24 protein-coding genes and 1 pseudogene are annotated in these 25,707 nt (G+C 64.9%); 21 read left to right on the plus strand and 4 right to left on the minus strand.

Going from position 1 to position 25,707, the window contains the following annotated elements; translation table 11 throughout:
- The first annotated feature begins 130 nt into the window (after positions 1-130).
- The 13 genes from LB532_RS05235 (at position 131) to LB532_RS05295 (ending at position 9,621) form a co-directional block, all read left to right on the plus strand.
- Positions 131-1,258, plus strand: a complete 1,128-nt coding sequence (locus LB532_RS05235) for a KamA family radical SAM protein (protein WP_140642745.1) — start codon at positions 131-133, stop codon at positions 1,256-1,258.
- Between the two features lie 96 nt (positions 1,259-1,354).
- Entirely contained in the window at positions 1,355-2,422 is a 1,068-nt protein-coding gene (locus LB532_RS05240) for a helix-turn-helix domain-containing protein (RefSeq protein ID WP_224556435.1), read from the plus strand.
- 334 nt (positions 2,423-2,756) lie between these two features.
- A complete protein-coding gene (locus LB532_RS30180; protein ID WP_140642749.1) occupies positions 2,757-3,719 on the plus strand; it encodes a helix-turn-helix transcriptional regulator in 963 nt (320 codons plus the stop codon).
- Positions 3,720-3,724: 5 nt separating this feature from the next.
- Positions 3,725-4,222 (plus strand): hypothetical protein, encoded by a 498-nt coding sequence (locus LB532_RS05250; RefSeq protein WP_140642751.1) that lies wholly within the window; start codon positions 3,725-3,727, stop codon positions 4,220-4,222.
- A 285-nt stretch (positions 4,223-4,507) separates the two neighbouring features.
- On the plus strand, positions 4,508-4,753 hold the full coding sequence (locus LB532_RS05255) for a DUF680 domain-containing protein (protein ID WP_140642753.1): 246 nt from the start codon (positions 4,508-4,510) through the stop codon (positions 4,751-4,753).
- 109 nt (positions 4,754-4,862) lie between these two features.
- Positions 4,863-5,831, plus strand: coding sequence for an MBL fold metallo-hydrolase (locus LB532_RS05260; protein ID WP_140642755.1), 969 nt, complete (start codon positions 4,863-4,865; stop codon positions 5,829-5,831).
- Between the two features lie 31 nt (positions 5,832-5,862).
- Positions 5,863-6,360: a tetratricopeptide repeat protein gene (locus LB532_RS05265; protein ID WP_140642756.1), complete on the plus strand. Its 498-nt coding sequence runs from the start codon at positions 5,863-5,865 to the stop codon at positions 6,358-6,360.
- A 213-nt stretch (positions 6,361-6,573) separates the two neighbouring features.
- Complete coding sequence (locus tag LB532_RS05270; RefSeq protein WP_140642758.1) at positions 6,574-7,095, plus strand: DoxX family protein; 522 nt, start codon at positions 6,574-6,576, stop codon at positions 7,093-7,095.
- Positions 7,096-7,203: 108 nt separating this feature from the next.
- Positions 7,204-7,800, plus strand: a complete 597-nt coding sequence (locus LB532_RS05275; RefSeq protein WP_140642759.1) for a BA14K family protein — start codon at positions 7,204-7,206, stop codon at positions 7,798-7,800.
- A gap of 278 nt (positions 7,801-8,078) precedes the next feature.
- Positions 8,079-8,330 (plus strand): hypothetical protein, encoded by a 252-nt coding sequence (locus LB532_RS05280; RefSeq protein ID WP_140642760.1) that lies wholly within the window; start codon positions 8,079-8,081, stop codon positions 8,328-8,330.
- 189 nt (positions 8,331-8,519) lie between these two features.
- Positions 8,520-8,852: a DUF2934 domain-containing protein gene (locus LB532_RS05285; RefSeq protein ID WP_140552283.1), complete on the plus strand. Its 333-nt coding sequence runs from the start codon at positions 8,520-8,522 to the stop codon at positions 8,850-8,852.
- Entirely contained in the window at positions 8,849-8,998 is a 150-nt protein-coding gene (locus tag LB532_RS05290) for a hypothetical protein (RefSeq protein WP_140642762.1), read from the plus strand. The genes LB532_RS05285 and LB532_RS05290 overlap by 4 nt, the downstream gene beginning before the upstream one ends.
- A gap of 275 nt (positions 8,999-9,273) precedes the next feature.
- On the plus strand, positions 9,274-9,621 hold the full coding sequence (locus LB532_RS05295; RefSeq protein ID WP_140642764.1) for a hypothetical protein: 348 nt from the start codon (positions 9,274-9,276) through the stop codon (positions 9,619-9,621).
- Positions 9,622-9,778: 157 nt separating this feature from the next.
- Here the strand turns inward: LB532_RS05295 and LB532_RS05300 are convergent, their stop codons facing one another.
- Both LB532_RS05300 and LB532_RS05305 read right to left on the minus strand, forming a co-directional pair.
- Positions 9,779-11,836, minus strand: coding sequence for a TRAP transporter permease (locus tag LB532_RS05300; protein WP_140642766.1), 2,058 nt, complete (start codon positions 11,834-11,836; stop codon positions 9,779-9,781).
- Positions 11,837-11,921: 85 nt separating this feature from the next.
- Positions 11,922-12,911, minus strand: a complete 990-nt coding sequence (locus LB532_RS05305; protein ID WP_140642767.1) for a TAXI family TRAP transporter solute-binding subunit — start codon at positions 12,909-12,911, stop codon at positions 11,922-11,924.
- A 357-nt stretch (positions 12,912-13,268) separates the two neighbouring features.
- On the opposite strand from LB532_RS05305, the gene minC reads away from it, so the two are divergent.
- The 4 genes from minC (at position 13,269) to LB532_RS05325 (ending at position 17,183) form a co-directional block, all read left to right on the plus strand.
- On the plus strand, positions 13,269-14,108 hold the full coding sequence (gene minC, locus LB532_RS05310; RefSeq protein ID WP_140642769.1) for a septum site-determining protein MinC: 840 nt from the start codon (positions 13,269-13,271) through the stop codon (positions 14,106-14,108).
- A gap of 182 nt (positions 14,109-14,290) precedes the next feature.
- Positions 14,291-15,106: a septum site-determining protein MinD gene (gene minD, locus LB532_RS05315; RefSeq protein ID WP_140500139.1), complete on the plus strand. Its 816-nt coding sequence runs from the start codon at positions 14,291-14,293 to the stop codon at positions 15,104-15,106.
- Positions 15,103-15,375, plus strand: a complete 273-nt coding sequence (gene minE / locus LB532_RS05320; protein ID WP_140500137.1) for a cell division topological specificity factor MinE — start codon at positions 15,103-15,105, stop codon at positions 15,373-15,375. The genes minD and minE overlap by 4 nt, the downstream gene beginning before the upstream one ends.
- Before the next feature lie 341 nt (positions 15,376-15,716).
- Positions 15,717-17,183 (plus strand): hypothetical protein, encoded by a 1,467-nt coding sequence (locus tag LB532_RS05325; protein ID WP_140642771.1) that lies wholly within the window; start codon positions 15,717-15,719, stop codon positions 17,181-17,183.
- 301 nt (positions 17,184-17,484) lie between these two features.
- Here the strand turns inward: LB532_RS05325 and LB532_RS05330 are convergent, their stop codons facing one another.
- Positions 17,485-18,021 (minus strand): DUF6428 family protein, encoded by a 537-nt coding sequence (locus LB532_RS05330; protein WP_140642772.1) that lies wholly within the window; start codon positions 18,019-18,021, stop codon positions 17,485-17,487.
- Positions 18,022-18,063: 42 nt separating this feature from the next.
- On the opposite strand from LB532_RS05330, the gene LB532_RS05335 reads away from it, so the two are divergent.
- The 4 genes and pseudogenes from LB532_RS05335 (at position 18,064) to LB532_RS05350 (ending at position 21,142) form a co-directional block, all read left to right on the plus strand.
- Positions 18,064-18,417, plus strand: a complete 354-nt coding sequence (locus LB532_RS05335) for an ArsR/SmtB family transcription factor (RefSeq protein WP_140642774.1) — start codon at positions 18,064-18,066, stop codon at positions 18,415-18,417.
- 82 nt (positions 18,418-18,499) lie between these two features.
- Complete coding sequence (gene arsC / locus LB532_RS05340; protein ID WP_140642776.1) at positions 18,500-18,913, plus strand: arsenate reductase (glutaredoxin); 414 nt, start codon at positions 18,500-18,502, stop codon at positions 18,911-18,913.
- A pseudogene (gene arsK, locus LB532_RS05345) lies at positions 18,894-20,131 on the plus strand (arsenite efflux MFS transporter ArsK). Before arsC ends, arsK begins: the two are co-directional and overlap by 20 nt.
- 129 nt (positions 20,132-20,260) lie before the next feature.
- Positions 20,261-21,142, plus strand: coding sequence for an EamA family transporter (locus LB532_RS05350; RefSeq protein WP_140642778.1), 882 nt, complete (start codon positions 20,261-20,263; stop codon positions 21,140-21,142).
- A gap of 52 nt (positions 21,143-21,194) precedes the next feature.
- On the opposite strand, the gene LB532_RS05355 is transcribed toward LB532_RS05350, so the two are convergent.
- On the minus strand, positions 21,195-25,673 hold the full coding sequence (locus LB532_RS05355; protein WP_224556436.1) for an autotransporter outer membrane beta-barrel domain-containing protein: 4,479 nt from the start codon (positions 25,671-25,673) through the stop codon (positions 21,195-21,197).
- Positions 25,674-25,707: the final 34 nt, after the last annotated feature.

Genomic DNA, 25,707 nt, shown 5'->3' on the forward strand with positions numbered 1-25,707 from the left:
TCCATCGGAGTCTTCTCCGCGGCATTTTCGAGAGCACAGACCCTCCTTGCTACACGGGGAAGGCCGGCGCAAGGCGGTTGACCCGGCAGGCCATCCGGCCGATAGGTCCGCTAAAAATCCCGAGAACGCCATGACCACACAGCTCCACGATGCGACGACGGCCGAAGCTGAGCCCGTTTCCGATGCCGACACCGCCTGGCAGGACGACATCCGCGCCGGCGTGCGCCATGTGCGCGATCTGGCCGTGCTGCCGCTGTCGCCGGGCGAACGCGCGGCGGCCCAGGAAGCAGCCTCCCGCCACAAGGTGCGCATCCCCAAATCCTATCTCGACCTGATCGACTGGGAAGACCCCGCCGATCCTATCCGGGCGCAGGTCATCCCGTCTCCCGACGAGCTGGTGACCGGCGAAGGCGAGCTCGACGACCCGATCGGCGACCACGCCTTCAGCCCGGTTCCTAGGCTGACGCATCGCCATGCCGACCGGGTGCTGCTGTTTCCCACCTATCAATGCGCGGTCTATTGCCGCTTCTGCTTCCGCAAGGAGTCCCTGACCTCGATCGGACGCGGCTATCCGCGCGAAGCCCTGGGGCCGGCGCTCGCCTATATCGCTTCCCACCCCGAAATCCGCGAGGTGATCCTGACTGGCGGCGATCCGCTCTCGCTGCCCGACAAGGCGCTCAGCGAAATCCGCGCCCGCATCGAGGCGATCGCGCATGTGCGGCTGATGCGCATCCACACCCGCGTGCCGGTCGTGCTGCCTTCACGCATCACGCCAGGGCTGATCGCTGCCTTGCAGGGCCGGCTGATGATCACGGTCGTCACCCATTTCAACCATCCGCGCGAGATCACCGATGCGACCGAGGCGGCCTGCCGCGGCTTGCGGCAGGCGGGTTTCGTGCTGCTCAACCAGAGCGTCCTCCTCAAGGGCGTCAACGACACTGTCGAGGTGCAGGAAGAACTCTGCCGCGAGCTGATGTACCGCCTGGGGGTAAAGCCCTACTACCTCCACCATGGCGACCTCGCGCGCGGCATGGCGCACCGCCGCACCACGATCGCCGAAGGCCAGGCGCTGGTGGGCGCGCTGCGCGCGCGCCTGTCCGGCATCTGCAATCCGGTCTACGTGCTTGACCTGCCCGACGGTGGCGGCAAGGTGCCGATCGGGCCGGATTATGTGGAAGACCGCGACGGCGGCAACTGGCGCATTCGTGGGCAGGATGGAGAGGTGAGGGAATACATCGAAGTGGTGAGCCAGCTCTGAGCCGACATTCCCGGCGGGCGACCGTGCAATCAGGCGTTGTCGCGCCCCGGGATAAATGCATATTGTGAGCGATTCGCGGATTGCGGGGCATGGCGGGTGGCAGCAGCAGACAGCAGTCAAAGCGTTGTGCCGCAAAGGCAATTCGTCGACGCCGGGGTTCGGCGCTGCGTGCTGGACACGGTGGGCCTCGCGCCCCGGCAAGCCGTTGCGTTGTGGCAGGAGAATATCGGCCTGCTCTACGACGTTCGCCTGCGCAACGCGGGCGATGAGCGGTTTCATTTCCACGCCGATGCCTTTCACTTCGGCGAGATCGTCCTCACCTCGTATGGATGCATCGCGCAAAGCTTCGATCGCTCTCGCGCCCGGATCGGCCGCGACGGCCTCGATCACATCACTGTGCAGGTCTGCCTGCGCGGAAGCCATGGACGGCGCGATGGCGCATCGAATGAAAAGGCCTCATCCGGGGACCTGATCGTGGCCGACCTGGCACAGGCCCAGTCGACGGGCACCTCCGATTTCGACAGCCTCAACCTGACCATGCCGCGCCGCCTGCTGGCGCCATTCCTGAAGGCGCCGGACGAGCACAATATGCGCGTCATTTCCGGCAACGCGCCGTTGGCGGCGCTGTTGCGCGGGCATCTTGTGGGCCTCTATGGCGCCGCGCCCGCAATGAGCCATCAGGACGCCGAGGCGGTGATCGGGCCGACGCTGGAACTCGCCGCCGCGGCCGTGAATTCGGCTGTGGCGGAGGAGAACGCCGCTTCGGTCCACCTGGCGCTTACTGGCGAGATCCGTCGCCACATCGACGCGCATATCCGCAGCCGGCACCTCACCGCCGAGGCCATCGCCGCCATGTTCGGCATCTCCATGCGCAAGCTCTATTACCTCTTCGAGCCTCATGGCGGTCTTTCCAGATATATCCAGGAGGAGAGGCTGCGCCGCTGCCGCGCCGAGCTCGCCGATCCCGGCCGCCGGCACGAAAGCATTGCCGAGATCGCCGGTCGCTATGGTTTCGGTCACCGCAAGAGCTTCGTGCGCGCCTTCCGCCGCTCCTTCGACATGACCCCGCGGGAGATGCGGGCACACGCCGCCCAAGGGCGCAGCCAGTCCCTCGGCCATGGCGAGAACCGCACCATGTGGCACTGGATCCGCGAACTGCGATAGAGGCGGCGTGCCGGCCGAAAGGCAAATGAATCAATGGACAAGCGGTGTCCGATCAGCAGGCATGTGAAGAGCCTTCCCGTGCTTTCCGAGGCGATTTCCCCGATCGGTTGCACCAGCGGCCACATTCCTTGCGCCTCATGCCACATTTGCGCGGAGCCCTCACATAAGTCTTGAAATTCTGCCGCCGCCCGAGCGAAAAGCGGCCGAAGGCTCGCACCGCGTCGAGGGCACTGGAGGGGTTCATGGCTTTCGACACGGTCCAGGGCGGGGAGGCAGCAAACGGCGCCCGCCATCGGCGGCACCCCCTGAGGTTCTGAGCGGGGATCAAACGCAGGTGGCCGACCAGGACACCATCATAGTTCTGTCCACGGACGCGATCGCGGCCCGAGAGCGCGAAGCTGCCGTGCGCGAGTTCTATGGCCGCATCTGCATGCGGCTGGACCTTGCGCCCCTCGAACGCGGCGAGTTGCGGCTGAGCGCCTCCACCATCATCCTGCCAGGGGTGAGCGTGGCCCACGGGCAGGTCGCGCCCATGGCCTGGGAACGCACGGCCGCGCTCCAGCAGGACGCCAATGACGACGTGGTGGTGTCCTGGATCGCGGGCGGGTGGCGTTTCGATACCGCACGGCACGAGGCGGTTGAGACCTCGCCCGGCGCGCCCTGCATCATGCCGATGGACCGGAGCTGGCGAGCGAGGGCGCAGAACGGCGATTGGACGATCTGCGCCCGATTTGCCCGGTCGACGCTCACTCCTCTCCTTCGTCATGTCGGCGGTCTCAGGCCGGATGCCATCAATCCCGGCACGCCTGAAGCGCGGCTTCTGCTGGCCTATATCGAGGCGGTGGCGCGTGGGGCGATCAGCCCCGGTCTGGCGCCGCTGGCCGCCCAGCACATTGCCGATCTCTTCGCCGCGGCGGTCGGCGCCAACCGCGAGGTCGACAAGGTGGTCGCCGGTCGCGGCGTTCGCGCCGCCCGCATGCATGCCATCAAGCGTTATATCGAAGAGAACCTGCATCGAGCGCGCCTCTCCGCCGAGACGGCGGGCCGGGGGCTGGGGCTCAGCCCGCGCTACATCAGGCGCCTTTTCGCCGAAGAGGGGCAGGGCTTTTCCGACTATGTCATGCAAAGACGGCTGGAGCGGGTCCACCGGCAGCTCGCCAGCCCGCTTTTTTCGGCAAGGCCGATCGCCGACCTGGCTTTCGAGGCGGGGCTGGTCGAACCATCGACCTTCTACCGGCAATTCCGGTCCCGCTATCGCATGACCCCATCGGAGGTGCGCGCCGGCCGCGCGCCATGAGACGCATGCGGCCGCTCACGCATGGCAAGTCGGTCCCCTGTTCCGTCAGTGCCACTTGCCTGTGCCGCCAGTGCGATACGCCTTTGTCCCGGCGCGGGCATGGTCGCGCCGGCGGACGCGGGTGCAACGGCATGCGCGGGAGCGGGGGCGAGCGGCCAGGCCTTCGTGACATCGGAAAGCTGGCCCTGGAGGTAAAAATGCGTGCGGCGAAAAGTTTGATACTGGGCATTACGGTTTTCTGCGCAATTCTTCCGACCGAGGTCTTCGCGGCCTACAAATGCATGAATCCGGCAATCTGCAGGGCGGTCTGCGGCAGCGAAACATGCGGCAAGATCGCCGCGCGCGATCCCGACATGAAGGCGCTGGACTTGTCCAAGGGCGCGTCCGGGCAGATCGCCGCCTCAAGCAGCGGGTCTTCGTCCGGGACCAGCTCCAGAAAAACCTACACCTGTTCGAACCCGGCGATCTGCATCGCGGTCTGCGGCAAGAAGACCTGTCCGTAACCAGAACGGACTCGGCGTATCATCAGAGGCGCCGGCGCGCTGCGCCTGCGCCTTTCGTGCGTGCACGCGGTCGGCGTGCCGGAAGGCTGCGGCATTCCCAGCCTGGTTCCTCTCGCTAATATTCGTGGGCGAGGACTTCAGTCCTGTCGCCGCCGAGCCCCTGATTTCTCTCCCTCAAAAGAATCTCATCGCGCCCGGGAATAAAGCGCGGGGCAGCAGGGTCTTCACTATAGCGGGGCTAATCTGACGGCCCGCGCCGAGGAAACGAAACAAGGACCTACAGAAATGACCAAGCTCGCTCTCAGCGTGGCTGCCATGATGCTTGCCTCGAGCGCTGCCTTCGCCGGCAGCGATCATGGCGCCAACAACGCCAACCAGCTGGTCGCTCCGGTCGACACCAATGCCACCGGCTCGATCGCCTACACCGCACGCCCCAATGGCGTCGACACCAAGATAAAGACGGGGCCGAGCCAGGGGTCGGTGCAGGACATCATCACCAGGCACAACAACGACAGCCTCTGGGGTCGCTGAATTCATGGAGCCGGGCCGGCCCTCCGACGGGCACCGGCCTCTCTTCGTCATTCCTTCCAGGACTTTGGCCATTCGCGACTTTAGCCGCCACCTCGAACAGGAGATCACCATGTTCACCATGACACGCCGCACAGTGCTTGGCACCGCCGTTGCCGCCGCCTTCGGCCTTGCCGGCAAGCTTGAATTCATCCGTCCGGCCTTCGCGCAAGCTCCGGTGGAGCCCGCCGTCGGCTTCTACAGATACAACGTCGGCGATATCGAGATCACCGCCATCTATGACGGCATCTGGCGCAAGCCGCACGACCCGGCCTTCATCAAGGATGTCTCGGTCGAGGACACCAAGGCAGCACTCGCCAAAGCGGGGCTGACCACCGACTTCATGCCCATCCCGCTCACTGTCGTTGTGCTCAAGATGGGCGGCAAGCTGATCATGATGGATGCCGGCTCGGGCGTCGGCCAGTGGCAGGCCAATGCCACGCATCTGCCGGCCAACATGGCCGCGGCCGGCATCGACTACAAGGCGATCGACACCGTCATGATCTCGCATTTCCACCCCGACCATGTCTGGGGCCTGATGGAAAAGGGCACCAGCGCGCCGGTGTTCCCCAATGCCGAGCTCATCGTCAACGCCACCGAATATAAGTGGTGGACCGACCCAAGCCGGCTGGCCAAGCTGCCCGAGGGCCGCAAGCCGGCGGGCAAGCGCATCGCTGAGAACTTTCCGAAATGGAAGAACTGGAAGCTGGTCGAGGACGGCGCCGAGGTCACGCCGGGCATCCAGATCATCGCCGCGCCCGGCCACACACCAGGCCATTCTGTCTACCTGGCCAACTCCGGCGACGAGCAGATCATGATCTCGGCCGACACCATGTATGTGCCGGCGCTGCTGGCGCCGCATCCAGAGTGGCAGGGCGCTTACGACCAGGACGGACCGACGGCAATCGCCACGCGCCACAAGATCATCGACCGGGTGATATCGGACAATATCCGCATTTCCGGGTCGCACTTCCCGTTCCCGGGCACCGGCACCTTCGTCAGGGACGGCAAGGCATACGGATTTACTCCGGTCCAGATCTGAGCACGAGCTTCCAACGCAAGCGAGAAAGACAATGAAACGATCCCTTTTGAGCAGAAATGCCCAGTCGGGCAGACATGCCCTGTTCGGCCTGCTCGGCGCCATTGCCGTGCTGACGGTGCTTCCGGTCGCGACAATCATGCCGGCCTATGCGGTCGACGACATAGAAGGCGCCGACGCGCCGGATCTCACTGCCGTCAAGGCCAAGATCGATGCCAAGGACTATTCCGGCGCATTGGCTGAGCTGCGCGATCTGGCGCAGGACACGCAGCAGGCGGACGTCTACAACCTGCTCGGCTTCACCCTGCGCAAGACCGGCGACTACAAGACCGCGCTCACCTACTACACCAAGGCGCTGGAGCTGAAGCCCGACCACAGGGCCGCCCGCGAATATCTGGGCGAGCTCTATGTCGAGACCGGCGATATGAACAAGGCCAAGGAGCAGCTGGCCTCGCTGCGGAAGTTGTGCCCGGCCGGGTGCGACGAGCTTTCCGACCTCCGGCAGGCCATCGACACAAAGGTGACGAAGTAGGCCCTTTCCTCTCTCGGAATGGGAGAGCTGGCTCGGAGAAGCCGAAACGGAGTGGGGCATTGGCACCGAGCTCGCCCCTTCGTCCACCACCATTGGGCGCTCGTGGCTGGTGCGCTTTGCCGGAGCCGGCATCCTCTCCCTCGCGCCGGCTCCGGCCTTTTCAACATCAGGCGCTTTGGCGCCTGCCCGTGCCAAAAAGATCGGAGGCTGACCATGACATTGATCGAACGCTCCGCGAAGCTGCAGGATCTTGCCGCTAAATACCATGTCGGGGACGTGGGCCTGCTTGCCGGACGCCTGCTTCTGTCTCTCATCTTTTTGCATGAGGGCGCCACGCTGGCCACCCATTTCGACGCCGCCGCCAGAGCGATGGCAGCGCTTGGTGTCAACCTGCCGCTGTTTGTCGCTACCGTCGCGTTGCAACTGGGGGCAGGGCTCTCCATCGCGTCAGGCCTGCTGACGCGGCTTGGCGCCATCGCGCTCAGCCTGTTCTGCTTGGCAACGGCCATGCTGTTCCACACCAATTTCGCCAGCCAGAACGAACTGCTGCATTTCGAAAAGGACCTGGCGATATCGGGCGGCATGTTCGTGCTGGCCGTTGCCGGCGCCGGCAGGGTCTCGCTGGACAGGCTGTTGACGCTCTATCTGCGGCAGCGCCGGAGCGGCGAGGACATGCCGGCCGCGCCGCCCACAGTGGAGAACCAATTGCCAGTGGACGTGAAGCCGCTGGTTTGAACGGCGCCGCCCTCGCACTCGCCCGGCTGGCCGCGCCTATTTCCCGCGCTTCGCTGGAACCAGCCTTGACCCCCCGCATTGCTTTAGCAGGGGCTCAAGGAGCGTGGCGTGAAAGCATTGTTGGGATTGGCCTGCGGTTTCGTTTTGACCCTTGCGGTGTTCGGTAGCGGTCTGGCCTTCGCCGTCTGGCTGATCACCGCGAACCCGCCGCGCCAGGCACCGGCCACCGTCAGCATCGCGGAGCTTTGGACCAAAACGGCGCGGCCGGTGGACAAAGCGGCGCAGAATCTCGAGCGCCTGCCGGCCGAGCAGCCCGCGCCCGCTAGTATCGAGCCCAAGCGCCAGGCCGGGGAGACCGACCCCGCTGCCACCGGCGCCATCACGCTCGCCACGGCCGAACTGCCGCAGCCGCATGTCGCCTGGTGCGCGAGCCGCTACCGCTCCTACCGGCCGCAGGACAACAGCTACATGTCCTATAGCGGGCAGCAGCGCCCCTGCATCTCGCCCTATCTCGACGCCGACCGTGCCGCGCCGCCCGCCGCCGAGGCCAGTTACGTCGAGGAAAACGGCGCCGACGCGGGCGCCTATGCGGCCGCCGGGGATGACGACCATGTCGCCTCCTGCTTCAGCCGCTACCGCTCCTACCGCCCGGAAGACAACAGCTACCAGCCCTATTCCGGCGGGCCGAGGCGGCAATGCCAATAGCGGGCGTCGCGCTTTCCGGCCGCATTCCACGCAAAATTCCACTCTTGCAGCGGTTTTTACCACGCCGCCTACCACGCCCGCACAAACACCACGCCCTTATCAAGCCGCCAACAGCGCAACGACGAACCGAGACGGTCGTGCGCTGAACGACCTGTCACTGCAAGATCCAGGGGGATCACGGTTGGCCGGTTTCGCCTGAAACAACAAACACGGTCCCATGAACGCGGGCGGGCGACGCGTTGGGGCCAAATGTCAACTTCAAAAGATGGAAAACCGAAATGAAGAAGATCGTATTGACCGTTGCCTCGTTATTGTTCGCCTCCGGCATGGCTTTTGCCGGCAGCGACCACTTTGGCTCCGACTTCATCCCTGCCGCAAGCAGCTATCCAACCACCCATGCGATGATGTCGGGCGGTGCCAAGGCGGCTGTCCCGAGCGTCACAAACAGCATCGCTGACAGCGCAATGGGGGCAAACTCGAACTCCGACATGCCTGCACAGGACTATGGTCAGGGCATCTGGGGACGCTGACAACAAAGCCGGCGCCACGGCCGGCAGCCAGGCGGCGGGCGGGCCCGCCGCCTGGCTTATTTTGCACAGCGTCGGGCTCTGCCTTGCATCGTCCTATCCTCCAGCGACCCAGCTCGGCGATAGCGCAAATTCTTTGGATCATTCGGACGCGGGCGGCGTTCAGATGCTACCCAACGGAGGATTTGAGAAATGGGCGACGACCAACGGCATGGGAAAATCCAGGAGCGCGCCTATCGGATCTGGGAGCGCGAAGGCGGGGGCGACCCCGAGCAGCACTGGCATCGGGCCGAGGCCGAGATCGACAGGGAGCTGTCGATGGCGGCAGGCAATGCGCCGCCGCGCGAGATCGCCAGCACCGACGTGCTTACGGTCGAGGAGCTGGCCATGCGCACCGGCATATCAGGCAAGCAGGCACAGGACCTGATCGACAGGCTGGGCAACGACCGCGCCGCGATCGAACAGGCAGCACTCGGGCTGAAGGGCAAGCGGCGGCGAAATCCCGGTCAGGGAGAGGCCAAATGATCCGCAAACTCAAGGACGGAAAATATCGGCTTTATTCGCGCAAGAAGGATGAGAAGACGGGCAAGCGACGGAACCTAGGCACGTTCGATACGCGCGAGGCGGCGGCGAGGCATGGGCGGGAGGTGCAGTATTTCAAACGGCATTGAGGGCTTGGATCAGCTGAACCGGCGCGCGGTTATCTCGTTGTGTGAGCCGCAGTCCGAAGGGCATTTCAACAGCAACTGCAAAGTCACTCGGAACAGTTTGCCCTTAAACCAAAACGGATGAAATATCAGGGGAACACCGACGTCAGATCGTCAGCTCCACCTCGGCCATGCGCCGGAACAATAGGTGGGGCACTTAGAGGGTGGTAGTGCTTAGTGACTTCGGCCAACCGGGAGTCTAGGCTCGCATGCGTTTCTGTCAGCACGAAGACCGTCACATGCCCCGCTTTCTTGCCGTCTACACCATGAAGCCCGAAGACCTTGCCCGCTTTCGCAGCCTGCCCAAGCCCGAGCAAGATGCGATTGATCGCGTCGGCCTACAGCAGTGGACGGACTGGGAGGAGAGAAATGCCGCATCTTTCCCCGATCGCGGCGGCATGGTCGGCAGGACGACGCGCGTCACCAAGGATGGGATCGCAGACGCCGTGAACCCTTTCTGCGGCTACATTGTCGTCGAGGCCGATACAATCGGTGCCGCCGCCCGCCTGTTCGAAAGCCACCCGCATTTCACCGTCTTCCCGGGAGACGGCGTGGACATCATGCCTTTCGTCACCGACCCACAATGACTTGAAACTCCGGCTGCCGTCTTCTGATGTCGAAAGCCGTCTGTCAGCTCTCGGGGAACATTTCGCCCGCAGAACCGATCCTGGCGGTTCGCGTCAGGTCCCCCTAACGTTCCCGGCCCGTTTGAGTTCTCGGGCAGGAGCGTTGGGGCCGCGCTGATCAAGCTGGTCGCGCCTCTTCGACGTTGCGCGCACTCCAATGGCGCAAGATGACGGGAATGGTCAGCACCAGGCCGAGTAGGGACGAATAGAGTTCGGGCGCCACCAGAAGCAGGGCAGCCAACACCAGCAACACGTTTTCCCATGGCCGGGTGCGCACGAGCAGGTAGCGCGACAGGGCGGCGCCAAGGCAAGTGATGCCGAGCACGCAGCCGAAGAAGGCCAGGAAGAAGTTCGGCCAGGTGAAATCTTTCGTCACCAGCAGAAGCGACGGCGAGAAGACAAAGACAAAGGGCACCAGCGCCTTGCCGAGCCCGAGCCGAAAGGCAGTGTTGCCGGTCTTGAATGGATCAGCTCCCGCCATGCCGGCGGCAGCGTAGGCAGCCAGCGCAACCGGCGGCGTGATGTCAGCCAGCAGGCCATAATAGAAGACGAAGAAGTGGGCGACGATCGGCTCGGTGCCGAGCATCACCAGTGCCGGTGCGGCAATCGTTACCATGATGATGTAGTTCGCGGTCGTCGGGATGCCGCAACCCATCAGGATGCAGACCACGCCGGTCATGATCAGCGTGAACAAAAGGGTCAGCGCGTGCGTCGAGAAGATCGCCTCGGGGATAAAGGTGCCGAACAGCAGCGACAGATGGCCTGCCGTCGACGTGACGATGTAGGACAGCTTGAAGCCGACGCCGGTCAGGGTGACGACGCCGACGACGATGCCGACCGTGGCGGCGGCAGCGCCGACGGCGAGCGCATACTTGGCGCCGTCGCGCAGGCACACCACGATGTCGGCGACAGACATGCGCCGGCGCGGGTTAAACAGGCCGACCAGGATGCACAGGGTAATGCCCCAGAAGGCAGCCATATAGGGCGTATAACCCGCAAGAAGCACGCCGATCAGGACGACGAGCGGGATGATGGTCGGCCAGTCCCGTTTCAATGCCTCGACCACGTCGGGCATCTCGTCCGGCCGCAGGCCGCGCAAGCCGGTGCGCTTGGCCTCGAAATGCACCTGCATGAACACGCCGAAGAAGTGCATGAAGGCCGGCACTATCGCTGCCAGGATGATGGTCGTGTAGGGCAGTTCGAGGAACTCGATCATCAGGAAGGCGGCGGCTCCCATGATCGGCGGCGTCACCTGCCCGCCGGTGGAGGAGGCCGCCTCCACCGCGGCGGCGAAATGCTTCTTGTAGCCGAGACGGATCATCGCCGGGATGGTCAGCGAGCCGACGGTGACGGTGTTGGCGACCGACGAGCCAGAGATCATGCCGAACAGGGCCGAGCCGAAGATCGATACCTTGGCCGGACCGCCGGCGTAGCGGCCGGCGACCCATGCCGCGCAGTCGAGAAAGAGCTGGCCGAGACCGATGCGGGTGGCGAAGACGCCAAACAGCACGAAATGGAAAACGTAGGTGGCGACGACGCCGAGCGCGATGCCGTAGATGCCTTGCGTCGTCAGGTAGAGGTGGTCGACAAGCTGGGAGACGGACGCGCCGGGATGCACCAGGATGCTCGGCATATAGGGGCCGAACAGCGCATAAGCCATGAAAAGGATGGCGATGATGGGCAGCGGTATGCCGACGGACCGGCGCGTCGCCTCCAGCAGGAGCAGAATGAGAATCAGGCCGAGCACGACGTCCGTCGTCGTGGGGTTGCCGACGCGGAAGGCAAGATCGTCGAGCGGGATCATCGGCACGTGCAGGACCGCAACCACCGCGGCAAGCGCCAGCAGCCAGTCGAAAACCGGTATGCCGAGCGGCCGCAGAAGGCTGGATTGGGCGGGCTGTCCGTAGCCCTTCTTCACCAGAGGGAAGACGAGGAAGATCAGCGACAGCACCATCGACAGGTGGATGCCCCGGTGCAGCATCTCCTGCAGCAAGCCGAATCCAGCCGTGTAATAGTGAAACAGCGACAAGGCCACCAGAAGGAAGCCGACCAGCCAGCCGGCGGCCCGGGTCAGCGGCCGGAACCGGATCTCGGAGTCGAATTTCTCCTCCAGTTCGCGAGCCTTTTCCTCGTCGAACTCCATGCCGGAAAGCCTGATCTTGTCGTCGTCGCTCATAGCCTGTTCCGTATCCTGAATCCCCAGACAAACGAGGCGGAAAGCACGCCTTCCGCCTCGTTGTCGCCAGTCTGTCGGGTGGCCGCTATTTCAGGGCGCCAACTTCCTTGTAGAATTTCTCCGCGCCCGGATGGAACGGAATGCCGGCGCTGGTGACCGCGTTCTGGAGCGTGATCAGCTTGCCCTTGGCATGACCAGCCTGCAGCGCCTTCTGGGTCTCGTCGCTGTAGAGCGACTTGGCGATCTTGTAGATGAGGTCATCGCTCTGCTTGGCGCTGGTCACCCATTGCGCGGCGACCGAAATGGTCTTGGTCTCGCCGACATTCTTGTAGGTGCCCGCGGGCACGATGTCGGTCGAGAAGAACTTCTGTTCGGACAGGAGCTTGTCGGCCTCGGGGCCGGTGATCGGCACCAGCGTGATGTTGTTGGTGCTGGCAAGCTCCACGATGGCACCGGTCGGATAGCCGCCGACGAAGAAATAGGCGTCCATGGCGCCGTCCTGCAGGCGCTCGCCGGCCGGGCCGGGCTTGAGATATTCGGGCTTTACGTCCTTCTCCGTTAGACCGTAGGCGCCGAGCACCAGGCGCGCATCAACGATGGTGCCGGAACCCGGCTCGTCGAGGGAGACGCGCTTGCCCTTCAGATCCGCCACCGTCTTGATGCCGGCGTCGGCACGCGCGACCAGATGGATGGTTTCGGGATAGAGCGTCGCAATGAGGCGCAGATCCTCCACCTTGGGCTTGCCCTCGTAGAGGCCGGTGCCCGAATGCGCCCAGTAGGCGACGTCGGATTGCGTGAAGCCCGATTCGGAAGCGCCCGACTGGATGGCGCTGATGTTGGCCACCGAACCGTTGGAGGACGTGGCGCTGGCAACCAGGCCCTCGACGCCGGCCGACCCCGTCGCCGAGATCGCGTTGGCGATCAGCCCGCCCACCGGATAGTAGGTTCCGGAGGTGCCGCCGGTGCCGATACGGAAAAAAGCCTGCTGCGCGCGCGCCGGCGAAAACCCTGCCGCAGCCAGCGCCAACGTACCCGCGCAGACGGAAAAGACGCGACGGTTGATCGAAACAGTCATACTACCTCCCGGTCAAAGATCGGCAGGATGTTGCATCAACCCAAGGATTGTCAACCTGCGCGCGCCTTTCGGGAGGGGATCGGTGGTCGCTGGCGGTGGCCCCGCTGTGGCCGTCATGGCGCATTTTGAGATCTAGCTTGTCGATTGAACAGCGGTGATCCGCTTGCTGACGCTAAAAGCGGGCCGGGAGCCTTCGGCGCTACCAACACATTCCGCGTGTTGTCAGCCGGCATCCGCAACTGGCGGTTAGCCGACCCTCCAATTTCTGGCGGCTTCCAAGGTGCCAGCCGTCTTTATTAACCATTTGTTAACCATTCCCCCGGCACCCTTTAACCATTGAGTAAGGATTCGCTGGCCGTGACCTTTGCCGCCCCTGTTGAGACCAAATCCATTCGCTTTCGCGCCCGTTCCTTCGTCGCTTTCACGCTCACTCCGGAGGCGCCGATTGATGGGTGGCTGGAGGGGCTCGATCACTGGATCGGCAATTCGCCGGGCTATTTTTCAGGGCGGCCGGTGGTGCTCGATCTCAACACGCTGAAGCCCGGGGCTGAATACATCGCGGCGCTGGTCGGCTCGCTCGGCGCGCGCGGCATCCGGGTCTATGCCATCGAGCTCGACGGGGCCTCGCTCGGGCCCGAACTGCCGCCGCTGCTCACCGGCGCCAAGGAGGCCACGACGGATGGCCTGCTTTCGCAGCCCGGCCGCAAGAGCAAGGCGGACGCTGCGAATGACGCCGGCAAGGCCGAGGCGACGGTCGCGGAACGCGGCAAGGATGCCAAAAAACCCGACGAGGACAAGGCCGAGGCTGGAAAGGGCAAGGCGGCCAAGGTTGGGCAGGAACCCGGCGCGGCGGACGCGGCGGTGCCGGCCGGCACGCTGATGGTCAAGTCGCCGCTCCGCTCGGGCCAGTCGATCTTCCATCCGCATGGCGACGTCATCGTGCTGGGCTCGGTCGCTTCCGGTTCCGAGATCATCGCGGCGGGCTCGATCCATGTCTACGGCACGCTGCGCGGCCGCGCCATTGCGGGCTCGGAAGGCAATATTTCGGCGCGCATTTTCTGCCGCAGGAACGAGGCCGAACTGCTCGCCATCGACGGCTGGTACACCACGGCGGAGGACATGGAAGGCGCCTCGCGCGGCAAGGCGGTGCAGGCGTTTCTCGAAAACGACGTGCTGCGCGTCGTGCCGCTGAATTAGGGGGCAGGGATGCAGTCGCCCGCCCGCTCCACGGTTTTCGTTTCGCACAAGGGCGAACAGAACGCCGCCGCATGCGCAAGGTTGGGACCGGTTTCGCGTGGGATGATGGCAGGTTCCAACAACAGCCGTGCGACGCACGGAGCAATAACAAACGACAACATCAGGCGACGGAGGCTTTTTTCATGGGCAAGGTAGTGGTGGTCACCTCAGGCAAGGGAGGTGTCGGCAAGACGACCTCGACGGCCGCATTGGGGGCCGCGGTCGCCAGGACCGGCAAGAAAGTGGCGCTGGTCGATTTCGACGTCGGCCTGCGCAACCTCGACCTGATCATGGGCGCCGAGCGGCGCGTGGTGTTCGACCTCGTCAATGTCATCCAGGGCACGGCCAAGCTCTCGCAGGCGCTGATCCGCGACAAGCGCGTCGACACGCTGTTCCTGCTGCCGGCCTCGCAGACGCGCGACAAGGACGCGCTGACCGAAGAAGGCGTCGGCGAGGTGATCGAGAAGCTGCGCTCGGTGTTCGACTATGTGTTCTGCGACAGTCCGGCCGGCATCGAACGCGGCGCGCAGCTCGCCATGCGCTTCGCCGACGAGGCGGTCATCGTCACCAATCCGGAAGTGTCGTCGGTGCGCGATTCCGACCGCATCATCGGTCTGCTCGACGCTCGCACCATGCGCGCCGAGCAGGGCGAGCAAATCGCCAAGCACGTGCTGGTGACGCGTTACGATGCCGGCCGCGCGGCTCGCGGCGAGATGCTGTCAATCGACGACGTGCTGGAAATCCTGTCGGTGCCGCTGCTCGGCATCATCCCGGAGAGCCAGGATGTGCTCAGAGCCTCCAATCTCGGTTCGCCGGTGACGCTGAGCGATCCGCTGAACGCCGCCGCCAAGGCCTATATCGAAGCGGCGCGGCGGCTGGAAGGCGAAGACCTGCCGGTCGTGGTCCCCTTCGAGCGCAAGGGCTTCCTCGACAGGCTGCTCGGAAGGAGGGCGGCATGAACATTCTCGACCTCTTCAAGCGGCGCTCCAGCGCGCCCGTGGCGCGTGAGCGGCTGCAGGTGCTGCTCGCCTACGAACGCCGCAGCCGTGGCCAGCCCGATCTCGTCTCGGTGCTGCGCGAGGAGATCATGGCCGTCATCGCCAAGCACGTGCAGATCGACCAGGACTATCTGCAAATCTCGATGGACCGCGGCGAGACCATGTCGACGCTGGAAATCGACATCCAGATCCCCAACAAAAGCGCCGTGCCCCTGGCCATGGCGGGCTGATTTTTACCCTCCCCTCGAGGGGAGGGTCGCTGCAAGCAGCGGGCGGAGTTGGCGCGCGGCGCTCCAGGACGAGCATCCTCCAGCGCCAGCGCCCTCGGTCCTACCTTCCACGAGGGAAGGAGGAGCCAGGATCTTCCGCATTCAGATTTCACCCAGAGATTGGGTGCGTCAATTCTGCAGAAAGACGGCCGCGGCACTGGTCGCCCGCCGCATCCCAACCCCAAATGTTCAACTTTACGCTCCCCCTAATGGGGGGCTTCCCCTGCGCAATCAGTGGATGTAAGCATACATATTAGCCAATTATTAAATACTGAATGGGGTATGCGTAAAGGGCATTCGTTATGAATTTCAAGGGTCTGATCAAGCGTGCCGAAGACGTAGATGATGCACTCCAGGAGCTGCAGGCCGATCTGGCGGATGCTCTGGATGCCAGCCTCGATACCGAATATGACGCGCCGCCAGACAGCGGCTATATCCCGGATTCCGCGCCAGGAGCCGAGGCCTCGGCACCCGAGGCCAATGCGGCAGATGCGGATGGTGCGGATAATCCGGACGGTGCGGGCAACGCCGACGCCACCGAAACCGCGCCACGACTGACGCCCCATACCCAGACCCGGATGGCGGCATTGAGTGCCTTCGAAGGGATGTTCCATGACGCCAGGGATTATCTGGATGAGATCAACGGCAAACTGTCGGAGATCGCGACCTCGCACCATTTGACGCGCGAATTCCTCAACATCCTCCACACCGACATTCTTCGCGCCAACGAACTGGAACTCGCAAACGGCGACCTGATCGCGGAACAAAGAACGCTGTCGGAAAAGCTGCGCGACACGGCAAGAAAGCTGCGCGAGCGTGAAAGCGCCTGCGAATTGCTGCAACAGCGCGAGACAAGCTTGGTCCAGGACAGGGAGGCGCTTCGCGCAGCGCTCGCAGCGGCCAGGCTGGAACTTGCCGAGACGGCCAATGCGAGCGCAAAACGCGACGCGGAGTTCGGCGACATCGCCAAGCGGCTGACGGCCAGGGCGGTCGAGGCCAACAGGCGCCTGCGCGAGAGCAAGATGCTGCGGGAAAAACATGTCAGCCTGTCGATCGAGCTCGACAAGGCGCTGAAGCGGGAAACCCAGACGCGCCACAGGCTCGACGAGCTCTCGACGATCCATGCCAGCGAAGCAGCGCGGCTTGCCGAACTGCTGGCCGCGCTCGGCAAGAGCGAGAAGGAGGAGATGCGGCTCCAGAAGTCACTTGAGACTGCCCAGGCAAAGCTATCGGAAATGACCGAAGCGGCCAGCATGATGGAAAGCGACAGACAAGCTGAACTCGCGCGCAGCCAGACGGAAATGCGCGGATTGCGTTCCGAGATCCAGGACCTGCAATCACGGCTGGAGCGGGCCTCGCACGAGAACAGCGAGGCCGCAGCCGAGATCGCCAGGCTCAAGACCGACTTGAACGACACCCTGGCCGAAAAGAAAATCGCCGATCAAAAGTTGTCCTCGCTCACCGACGAGAACGAAAACGACAAGACGAGCCTTTCGAAAGCGAACGCCAATCTTTCGCAGCTCGCGCTGCAACAAGCATCGGAACAGATACAGCTGGATGTCCAGAGGCAGGAATGCGAGGACCTCAAAGCTGAAATCGTGTCGCTCAATGCGCGGATCAAGGAATTGCTGCCTTACGAGCGGCTCCACAAGGCCACCAACGGCAGATCGCGCGAGGCCGACGTGGTCGACATCGCCGCCGTGGTGGCGGAGAAAGCCCGTGGAACGGGCAGGCGACGTATCCGCAGGAATCTCCGCGCCACGCCGTAGCTCATTTCGCCCGGCCTCAGGTCCCGCTGTTGGCAGCGTTCCGCGCTCGCTGCCTTGCAGCGGAGGAACGAGCAACGCCACCCCGCGCCGCGCTGCCGCGCAAATCGCTGAACTGAAAGAACGGAAAGCCGTCTTGGCAGTCAAGACGGCGCCAAGCGATCTGCTTGGCTGCGAAACGCTAGATCAGTTCACCGTTTCACGGAAACGGCGAACCGCTCTAACTCTTTGATTTGACGCAATTCCCAAGGGAAAGCGCTACGCGCTTTTCCTGGGAAAACCGTACACATTTTCCTGTAATTGCTTAGCCGCAGCAAGGTTGCGGTCCGGCCGAAGATCCGCAACAGGCCTTGGCTTTCCTCTCTTCCTCCAACCAGCGGTCACGCGGCTTGCAGCTTGCCGGCCGTGGTGAAAGCTCGACATGCACCGCATCACCGGCGAGCCGGGGGGGCGCGGCGCGGTAGAGCTGCATCGGGCGCACGCCGTCGCTGACTTCGAAAGTGAGCTTGGCGGAATGGTCGAGGCCGACATGCTCCGTCACCTTGCGGATGATCGCCGAGAATTTCCCGGCCGGCATATGCGTGCGGTCCTCCTCGACGTCCCAGAGCTGCACGAAGATCTCGGCCCAGGATTCCGGGTTTGCACCGCAGTCCAGCGCAGCGAACTGGCCGGCCTTCACTTCGGTGACGTGGTAGCCAGGCCGCACCGGCCGGCCGTCGTAGAAGAACACCAGCGGCCGGTCCTCGTAGCCCGCCAGAAACTCCAGCAAGCCAGCGATGGTGATGTCGTCGGGATCAACGACGTCGGCGGGTTCAAATTCCCGGTTGTCAGAAACGAGCATGTGCGGTAATCCTTGTTTCAACATTTTTAGGATTATTGAAAGATGAATGAACGTCAAGCCCTTTCCGCCTTTGCGGCCCTTTCGCAAGAAACGCGCCTGCGCATCCTGCGGCATCTGGTGATTGCCGGTCCGGACGGCATTGCCGCCGGCGCCATCGCCGAAAAAGTCGAGGTCTCGGCCTCGAATGTGAGCTTCCACCTGAAGGAGCTTGAGCGGGCAGGGCTGATCAGCGTGCGGCGCGATTCGCGCTCCATGGTCTACAGCGCCGAATATGACGCGTTGAGCGGCCTCATCCGTTTCCTGATGGAGGATTGCTGTTCCGGCCGGCTGGAGATCCGCGCTTCGGCGTTGGCCGCAAGCTGCTGCCCCGCCGATGTGAAGGGACCGGTTCAGTGATCGTCGCGCCGACAGCCTCGGCGATCATCCCGGCGCCGAAGTGGCGGTCCGAAATCCAACTTCTTGCCGTCGAGACCAAGCCATGACCGTCACGATCTACCACAATCCCGACTGCGGCACCTCGCGCAACACGCTAGCCATGATCCAGGCGAGCGGCGAGAAGCCTGACATCATCGAGTATCTGAAACATCCGCCCGGCCGGGACCGCTTGCGCCAGCTGATCGCCGCCATGGGAATTCCCGCGCGCGCCCTGCTGCGCGAAAAGGGTACGCCCTATGCCGAACTCGGCCTGGGTGACGCCAAATGGACCGATGAACAGCTGATCGACGCCATGCTGAGGCATCCGATCCTGATCAACCGGCCGATCGTCGAGACGCCCAAGGGGACGCGGCTGTGCCGTCCGTCCGAGCTCGTGCTCGACCTGCTCGACCATCCGGTGGCCCGCTTCACCAAGGAAGATGGCGAGGTGGTGATCCATGACCGTGGCATCAAGTGATCGAAGCCTTTCCGATCTCGACGTCCCGGAGCGCTCGCCGCTGGCCGCCATTGCCGCCCTCGGCGTAACCCAGATCGTCGGCTACGGCACGCTGTACTACAGTTTCAGCATTCTCGCCGCCGATATGGCCAGGGATCTGGACTGGCCGACCGAATGGATTTTCGGCGCGCTCTCGGCGGCTCTGCTGGTTGGCGGCCTGACGGCGCCCTGGCTCGGAAACTGGATCGACCGCTTCGGCGCCGGCAAGATCATGACCGCCGGCTCGATCCTTGCCGCGGCTGCGCTCGCCGCCTGTGCCTACGCGCCGGCGGCCGGGGCCTTCGTGGCGGCGCTGATCGTGCTGGAAGTGGCATCGAACCTGGTCCAGTACGGCGCCGCTTTCGCGCTGCTTGTGCAGATAAGGCCGCGCGCGGCGCAACGCAGCATCACTTATCTCACCCTCATTGCCGGCTTCGCATCGACCGTGTTCTGGCCGATCACCTCGGCCCTGCACGCACAGATGTCATGGCGGAGCGTCTATCTCGTCTTCGCGGGGCTGAACCTGCTCGTCTGCCTGCCGCTGCACGCCTGGCTCTCGCATGGGCTGGCCAAGAGCAGGCGCTCGGCGACCGAGCCGCCACGGCATGTCCAGGGATCGCTTCCGGCCTCGGCGCGGCCGCTCGGCTTCGCGCTGATGGTCATCGCCTTTTCGCTGCAGAACCTGCTTGGCGCCGCTGTCCTGGTGCATATGGTGCCGCTGCTTTCCGGACTTGGCTTGGGGCGACCGCCGCCATCGTCGGAACGCTGTTCGGGCCCTCACAGGTGTTGAGCCGCTTCATCAACATGATCTTCGGCGTCAACCTGCCGTCATTGACGCTGGCCATCATCTCGGCCGGCCTGATGACGAGCGGGGTCGTCGTGCTGAACTGCACGGCGCCTTCCGTCGCAGGCGGGATGGTTTTCGCCGTCGTGTTCGGCATGGGCAACGGGCTTTTCAGCATCGTCATCGGCGCCCTGCCGCTGACATTGTTCGGCAGTGCGGACTATGGCCGGCTGCAGGGGCGCGTCACATCGGCCCGGCTGCTCGTCTCGGCCGTCGCGCCCTTTGCGCTGGCCTTTGCCATCGTCCATGTCGGCATTGCCTGGTCGCTGGTGGCGATGGCATTTCTGGGCGGCGCCGCGCTGCTGGTCCTGACAGCGATCACGAGACTGCCGAACGCGCGCAACGGCCGCATCTGAGGGCGGCCGGCTCGTCCGTGGCCCTTTCTTGCCCCATCGAGATGCCGGCCCTGCCTCACGACGGACGGGCCGGTTCGCCCTATCTCCCATGGCGCAGCGTTGCCTGATGGCGCACGGAGGACGGATCAAGTGACATCGACGCCGGTTGTCGGTCGTGAAGCGGCGCCTTTGCCCGTGATGGCGCTGTTGGGCGCCATGGTGTCGATCCAGATCGGCGCTACTTTCGCCAAGAGCCTGTTTCCGGTGATCGGCGCGCAGGGCACGACGACGCTGAGGCTGGTCGTCGGCGCGCTGATGCTGATCGCCGTGCTGCGGCCCTGGCAGATGCGGCCTTCGCGCGCCACCATGCCGTGGCTGGTCGCCTATGGCGTGACGCTCGCCGCGCTCAATCTCCTGTTCTACGCCGCGCTCGCCACGATACCGCTCGGCGTCGCGGTGGCGCTGGAGTTTTCGGGACCGCTGCTGGTGGCGACGCTGACCTCGCGGCGCGCCAGCGATTTTGCCTGGATCGCGCTGGCGCTGGCCGGCATCGTGCTGTTGTCGCCCTTCATCCGTTCGCTCCAGCCGCTCGATCCGACCGGGGTGATGCTGGCGCTGGCGGCCGGCGGCTTCTGGGCGCTCTACATCGTGCTGGCGCAGAAGGCGGGCGCGGAGCTCGGCACCCGCACCACCGCCTACGGCATGGCGATCGCCGCGGTGCTGGTGCTGCCTTTCGGCGTGGCGCAGGCGGGAGCGGGCCTGCTCGCGCCGTCGATCCTGGTCAGTGCCTTGCTCGTCGGCCTGTTCTCGAGCGCGCTGCCGTTCTTTCTGGAGATGGTGGCGCTGACCCGGATGCCGGCCCGCATCTACGGCACGCTGACCTGCCTGGAGCCAGGGCTCGGCGCGCTGGCCGGCTTCCTGTTCCTGCATGAGAGCCTGACCGCGCCGCAACTGGCCGGCATCGCCGCCGTCATCGTCGCGGCCGCAGGCACCGCGCTGACGTCGAGGCCGCCGGTGCCGTCGCCGGAGTAGGGGCGGATCAACGTGCAGGTTCGTGCTGCAAACCCGGTTTCTCCATCGTCGTTCAGAACTTCACGCCCAGATCGACCTTCGCGCCCTGGTCCACCGTGCCACTGCCGAACTGGCCGGTATAGGACAGGCCGAGCGTCGCATTGGCCGACATGTTGAGATCGAGGCCGGCCTCGATCACCGCGGCATCCCGAGCGATCGGCACGCCGGCGATGGTGAATTGATCGCCGCCGGCGAAGGCGAAGGCGGAGGTCGGCGTGACATCGCCGAAGGCGTGACGCCAGCCGAGCATGCCGCGGGCGGTGGCATCGATGCCGCCAAGCGCGAAGTCGGTGGCGCCGCGAAGGCCGAGCGTGGTGAAGGTGGCGTCGGTTCTTGTGCTGGCGCTGGTCAACGCCGCGGCACCACCCGTTTCGGTGAAGCCGTCGGTGTGCACGCTGACATAGGCGAGGTTGGCGAAGGGCTCGAAGTGGAAGCTGCTGCCGGTTTCGGCCTTATAGGCAAGTTCGCCGAACACTTGCGCGGTGCCGGCATCGTAGTCGGCCGACAATTGATCGGCAAAGCCGTTGAAAGCAACCGAGCGCCTGGTCGAGATGCTGCTCCAGCTATAAGCCGCGCCGCTGCGGAAAGCGATGGCTCCCCAGTTGGTGCCGCCATAGAGACCGAGATGATAGCTGTCGCTCTTGCCTGATGAATCGCGGTCGTCGGCATCGAAGGAGGAATGGCCGTAGCCGCCGATGAGGCCGACACGCCAGCCGCCGACCAAAGTATCGGCGCCGGCCAGCAGGCCGCCGGTCGAGCGATCGAAGGCGGCGGCATTGCCGTCGCCGCCGGTGTTGCTCCACGAACCGAACACCTGGCCCCAGACGGCGAAGCGGTCGGTATCGGCCGCCACCATTTCCGGTCCACCCTCGCCATAGGCCATGACCGGCAGCGCCGCCGCGCCGCCATCGCCAAAGGCGGCAGCAATGCGATTGCTGGCGGCGTCGCGGACGAAGCGGCTGTCTTCAAGCAGCATGCCCCTGGCCGAGGCATGGATTTCGCCGGAAAGCTGGTCGAAGGCGTCCTGGGCGGCAGCAGCCGTCGGCAGCACCACGATGGCATCATAGAGTGGATTGCCCGCCCCCAGGCTTTCGGCACCGCCGCCGGTGGCGATCTGATTGGGTGTCAAGCCGACCGAGGGGAAGGACTTTGCCTGCACCACATCGAGATAGGCATTGTTAGAGTCATAGGCTTCCGTCACCGACAGGAACGCGGTCCCCGTCACATCGGCGAACGCGCCAGTCAGCCCGCCATCGGCGGTCAGCACCGTGTAGCGGGCACCGGACAATAGGCCGCCCTGCATGTTGACCGAGAGCGTCGAGCCAGTGATATCGGCGACGCCGGTGACATGAAGCAGATCTGACTGAGCCGCGTTGATGTCGATGGCATAGGTCGAGCCGGCCGCCAGAGTCACATTGCCCGAAACCAGGGTGCGGTCGCCCGCGCCGCCGTCCTGCATGGTGAGCCGTCCGGCATTCGACAACAACTCGAGTCCATTGAAGGTGGTTGTCTCGATCGTCGCGCCATTGCTGGCGGTAATGAGAGAGGCCGCGGCTGCATTCGTGACTCTGTCGATGCCGGCGCCGAACAGGTTGGTCCCGCCCGTCGTCCAGGTGGCGTTGTTGATCAACAGGTCAGCGTAATCACCAAGCTCCACCCGGCCGGTCAGCGCACCGCCATTGGTGACTGTCGTGGCGCCACCAGAGCTAGCGATGGCCAGCGCCGCAGCCGTTTGCGCACTGTTTCGCGTCGCGCCGGAAAGGGTGATCCCGATTGCATGGCCGCTGTTCGATTGCGCCGAAATCGCGGCAATGTCGCCCTCGACCGTGCCATTGGCGGTGACGGCGATCGCGCCCGTGCCGCTGTTGGTCGCCTCGATGCCGGTCGTGCCCGAGACGTTGCCCACGGTCACGTCGATCGCGCCTGCACCAGTTGCCTTGGTCTGTCGGGCGATGATGGCGGTGTTGCCGGTGGACGTCACGTCGCCCGCGGTCACCGTGACGGCCCCGCCGGCAGACCGCGCGAAGATGCCGTTGCCGCCGGTCGCAGTGACAGGGCCGACCGTGGTCACCTTGGTCGAGCCCGAGCCGAAGTTCTCGGCGTCGATGCCGAAGCGGGCGTCGATCGAGCCGTTGGCGGTCACGTCGATGTTGCCGCTCGCCCCAACGTTGAGGAGCCCCGCCACCATGCCGGCATTGCCCGCCTTGATGTCGCCGTTGGCGACCTCCGTGACATTGCCGGTCAACGACTGGCTCTGGGCGTCGATGGCATCCTTGCCCGCGGTGAGTGCGGTCACCGCGCCAGTGGTGACGCTGATGTTGCCGCCGGCCGCCGTGTCGCGCACGGTGATGCCTTCGCCGCCAGTCGAGCTGCTCGCGCCAGAGATGTCGACCGTGACCGTGCCCGCGCCGTCGTTCTGGATGGTCGCCGCGTTGCCGGTGCCGCCGACGAACCCGCCGGCGCCGGTGACGCTAATGTCGCCCGAGCCACCCGTGCCGCCGGTCAGCGTCAGGCCGGCCGTGGCGCCGGTCACCGTATTGGCGACCACTACGCCGACCGCGCCGTTACCGGTCGCCTTGATGCCCTCGGCGAGCGTGCCGGTGACCGTGCCATTGGCGGTGACGATAATCGCGCCCGTGCCGCTGTTGGTCGCCTCGATGCCGGTCGTGCCCGAGACGTTGCCCACGGTCACGTCGATCGCGCCTGCACCAGTTGCCTTGGTCTGTCGGGCGATGATGGCGGTGTTGCCGGTGGACGTCACGTCGCCCGCGGTCACCGTGACGGCGCCGCCGGCAGACCGCGCGAAGATGCCGTTGCCGCCGGTCGCAGTGACAGGGCCGACCGTGGTCACCGTGGTCGAGCCCGAGCCGAAGTTCTCGGCGTCGATGCCGAAGCGGGCGTCTATCGAGCCGTTGGCGGTCACGTCGATGTTGCCGCTCGCCCCAACGTTGAGGAGCCCCGCCACCATGCCGGCATTGCCCGCCTTGATGTCGCCGTTGGCGACCTCCGTGACATTGCCGGTCAACGACTGGCTCTGGGCGTCGATGGCATCCTTGCCCGCGGTGAGTGCGGTCACCGCGCCAGTGGTGACGCTGATGTTGCCGCCGGCCGCCGTGTCGCGCACGGTGATGCCTTCGCCGCCAGTCGAGCTGCTCGCGCCAGAGATGTCGACCGTGACCGTGCCCGCGCCGTCGTTCTGGATGGTCGCCGCGTTGCCGGTGCCGCCGACGAACCCGCCGGCGCCGGTGACGCTAATGTCGCCCGAGCCACCCGTGCCGCCGGTCAGCATCAGGCCGGCCGTGGCGCCGGTCACCGTATTGGCGACCACTACGCCCACCGCGCCGTTACCGGTCGCCTTGATGCCTTCGGCGAGCGTGCCGGTGACCGTGCCATTGGCGGTGACGATAATCGCGCCCGTGCCGCTGTTGGTCGCCTCGATGCCGGTCGTGCCCGAGACGTTGCCCACGGTCACGTCGATCGCGCCTGCACCAGATGCATTGGTCTGTCGGGCGATGATGGCGGTGTTGCCGGTGGACGTCACGTCGCCCGCGGTCACCGTGACGGCCCCGCCGGCAGACCGCGCGAAGATGCCGTTGCCGCCGGTCGCAGTGACAGGGCCGACCGTGGTCACCTTGGTCGAGCCCGAGCCGAAGTTCTCGGCGTCGATGCCGAAGCGGGCGTCTATCGAGCCGTTGGCGGTCACGTCGATGTTGCCGCTCGCCCCAACGTTGAGGAGCCCCGCTACCATGCCGGCATTGCCCGCCGTGATGTTGCCATTGGCGACCTCGGTGATGTTGCCAGTCAGCGAGATGGACTGGACGTCGATGCCGTCCTTGCCCGCCGTCAGCGCGGTGACATTGTTGGTAATCACCGAAATGCCGGTGTTGGTCGCGACGTCGCGGACGGTGATGCCTTCGCCTGCCGCCGAAAAGATATTGCCGGAGGCGTTAATGTCTATCAAGCCGACACCCCCGGTCTGCGTCACGTCGAACGCGTTGCCGGTGCCATTGTTGGTGATGCTCCCGCCCGTGTAGGTAATCGTGCCGCCGGCCCCAAAGACCGACAGGGCCGCCGTGCCGCCTGCGGTCGGCGCGTTGCCGGCATCGACGCTGATTGTGCCATTGTTGGTAACGGTTACGCCACCGGGGCCGAGGTTGGAAACCGCTAGGCCATTCCCGCTTATCGTCGTTCCCGCATCGACGGTCACGTCGAGCGGCACGCCTAACAAGCCCTGATAGGCACGATCATTGGGTGCGTTGGCGGGAGACGTCGTGTTGGTGGTGGAGGTAGTGTCGCATTGGACAGTGACGGCGCCGACGAGGCAATCCGCCCAGGCCTGTCCCGGCGTCAACAGGCTCGCGCACGCAGCGGCGGCGATACCGATGGCGGCTCGCAGCGCAAGCTGGCTCGCCTGCGAGCGCAGGCTGTCGCGTGGGGCCGAATTCGTTAAAGCCAGCCCGGTCCAATGACCGGCCGAGTTCTGAACACACATCATGAGTCTGCCCCCCGGTGCAGCCAATTGGTGC

The sequence above is a fragment of the Mesorhizobium sp. ESP-6-2 genome (genome assembly GCF_020164675.1).
Classification (GTDB): Bacteria; Pseudomonadota; Alphaproteobacteria; order Rhizobiales; family Rhizobiaceae; genus Mesorhizobium.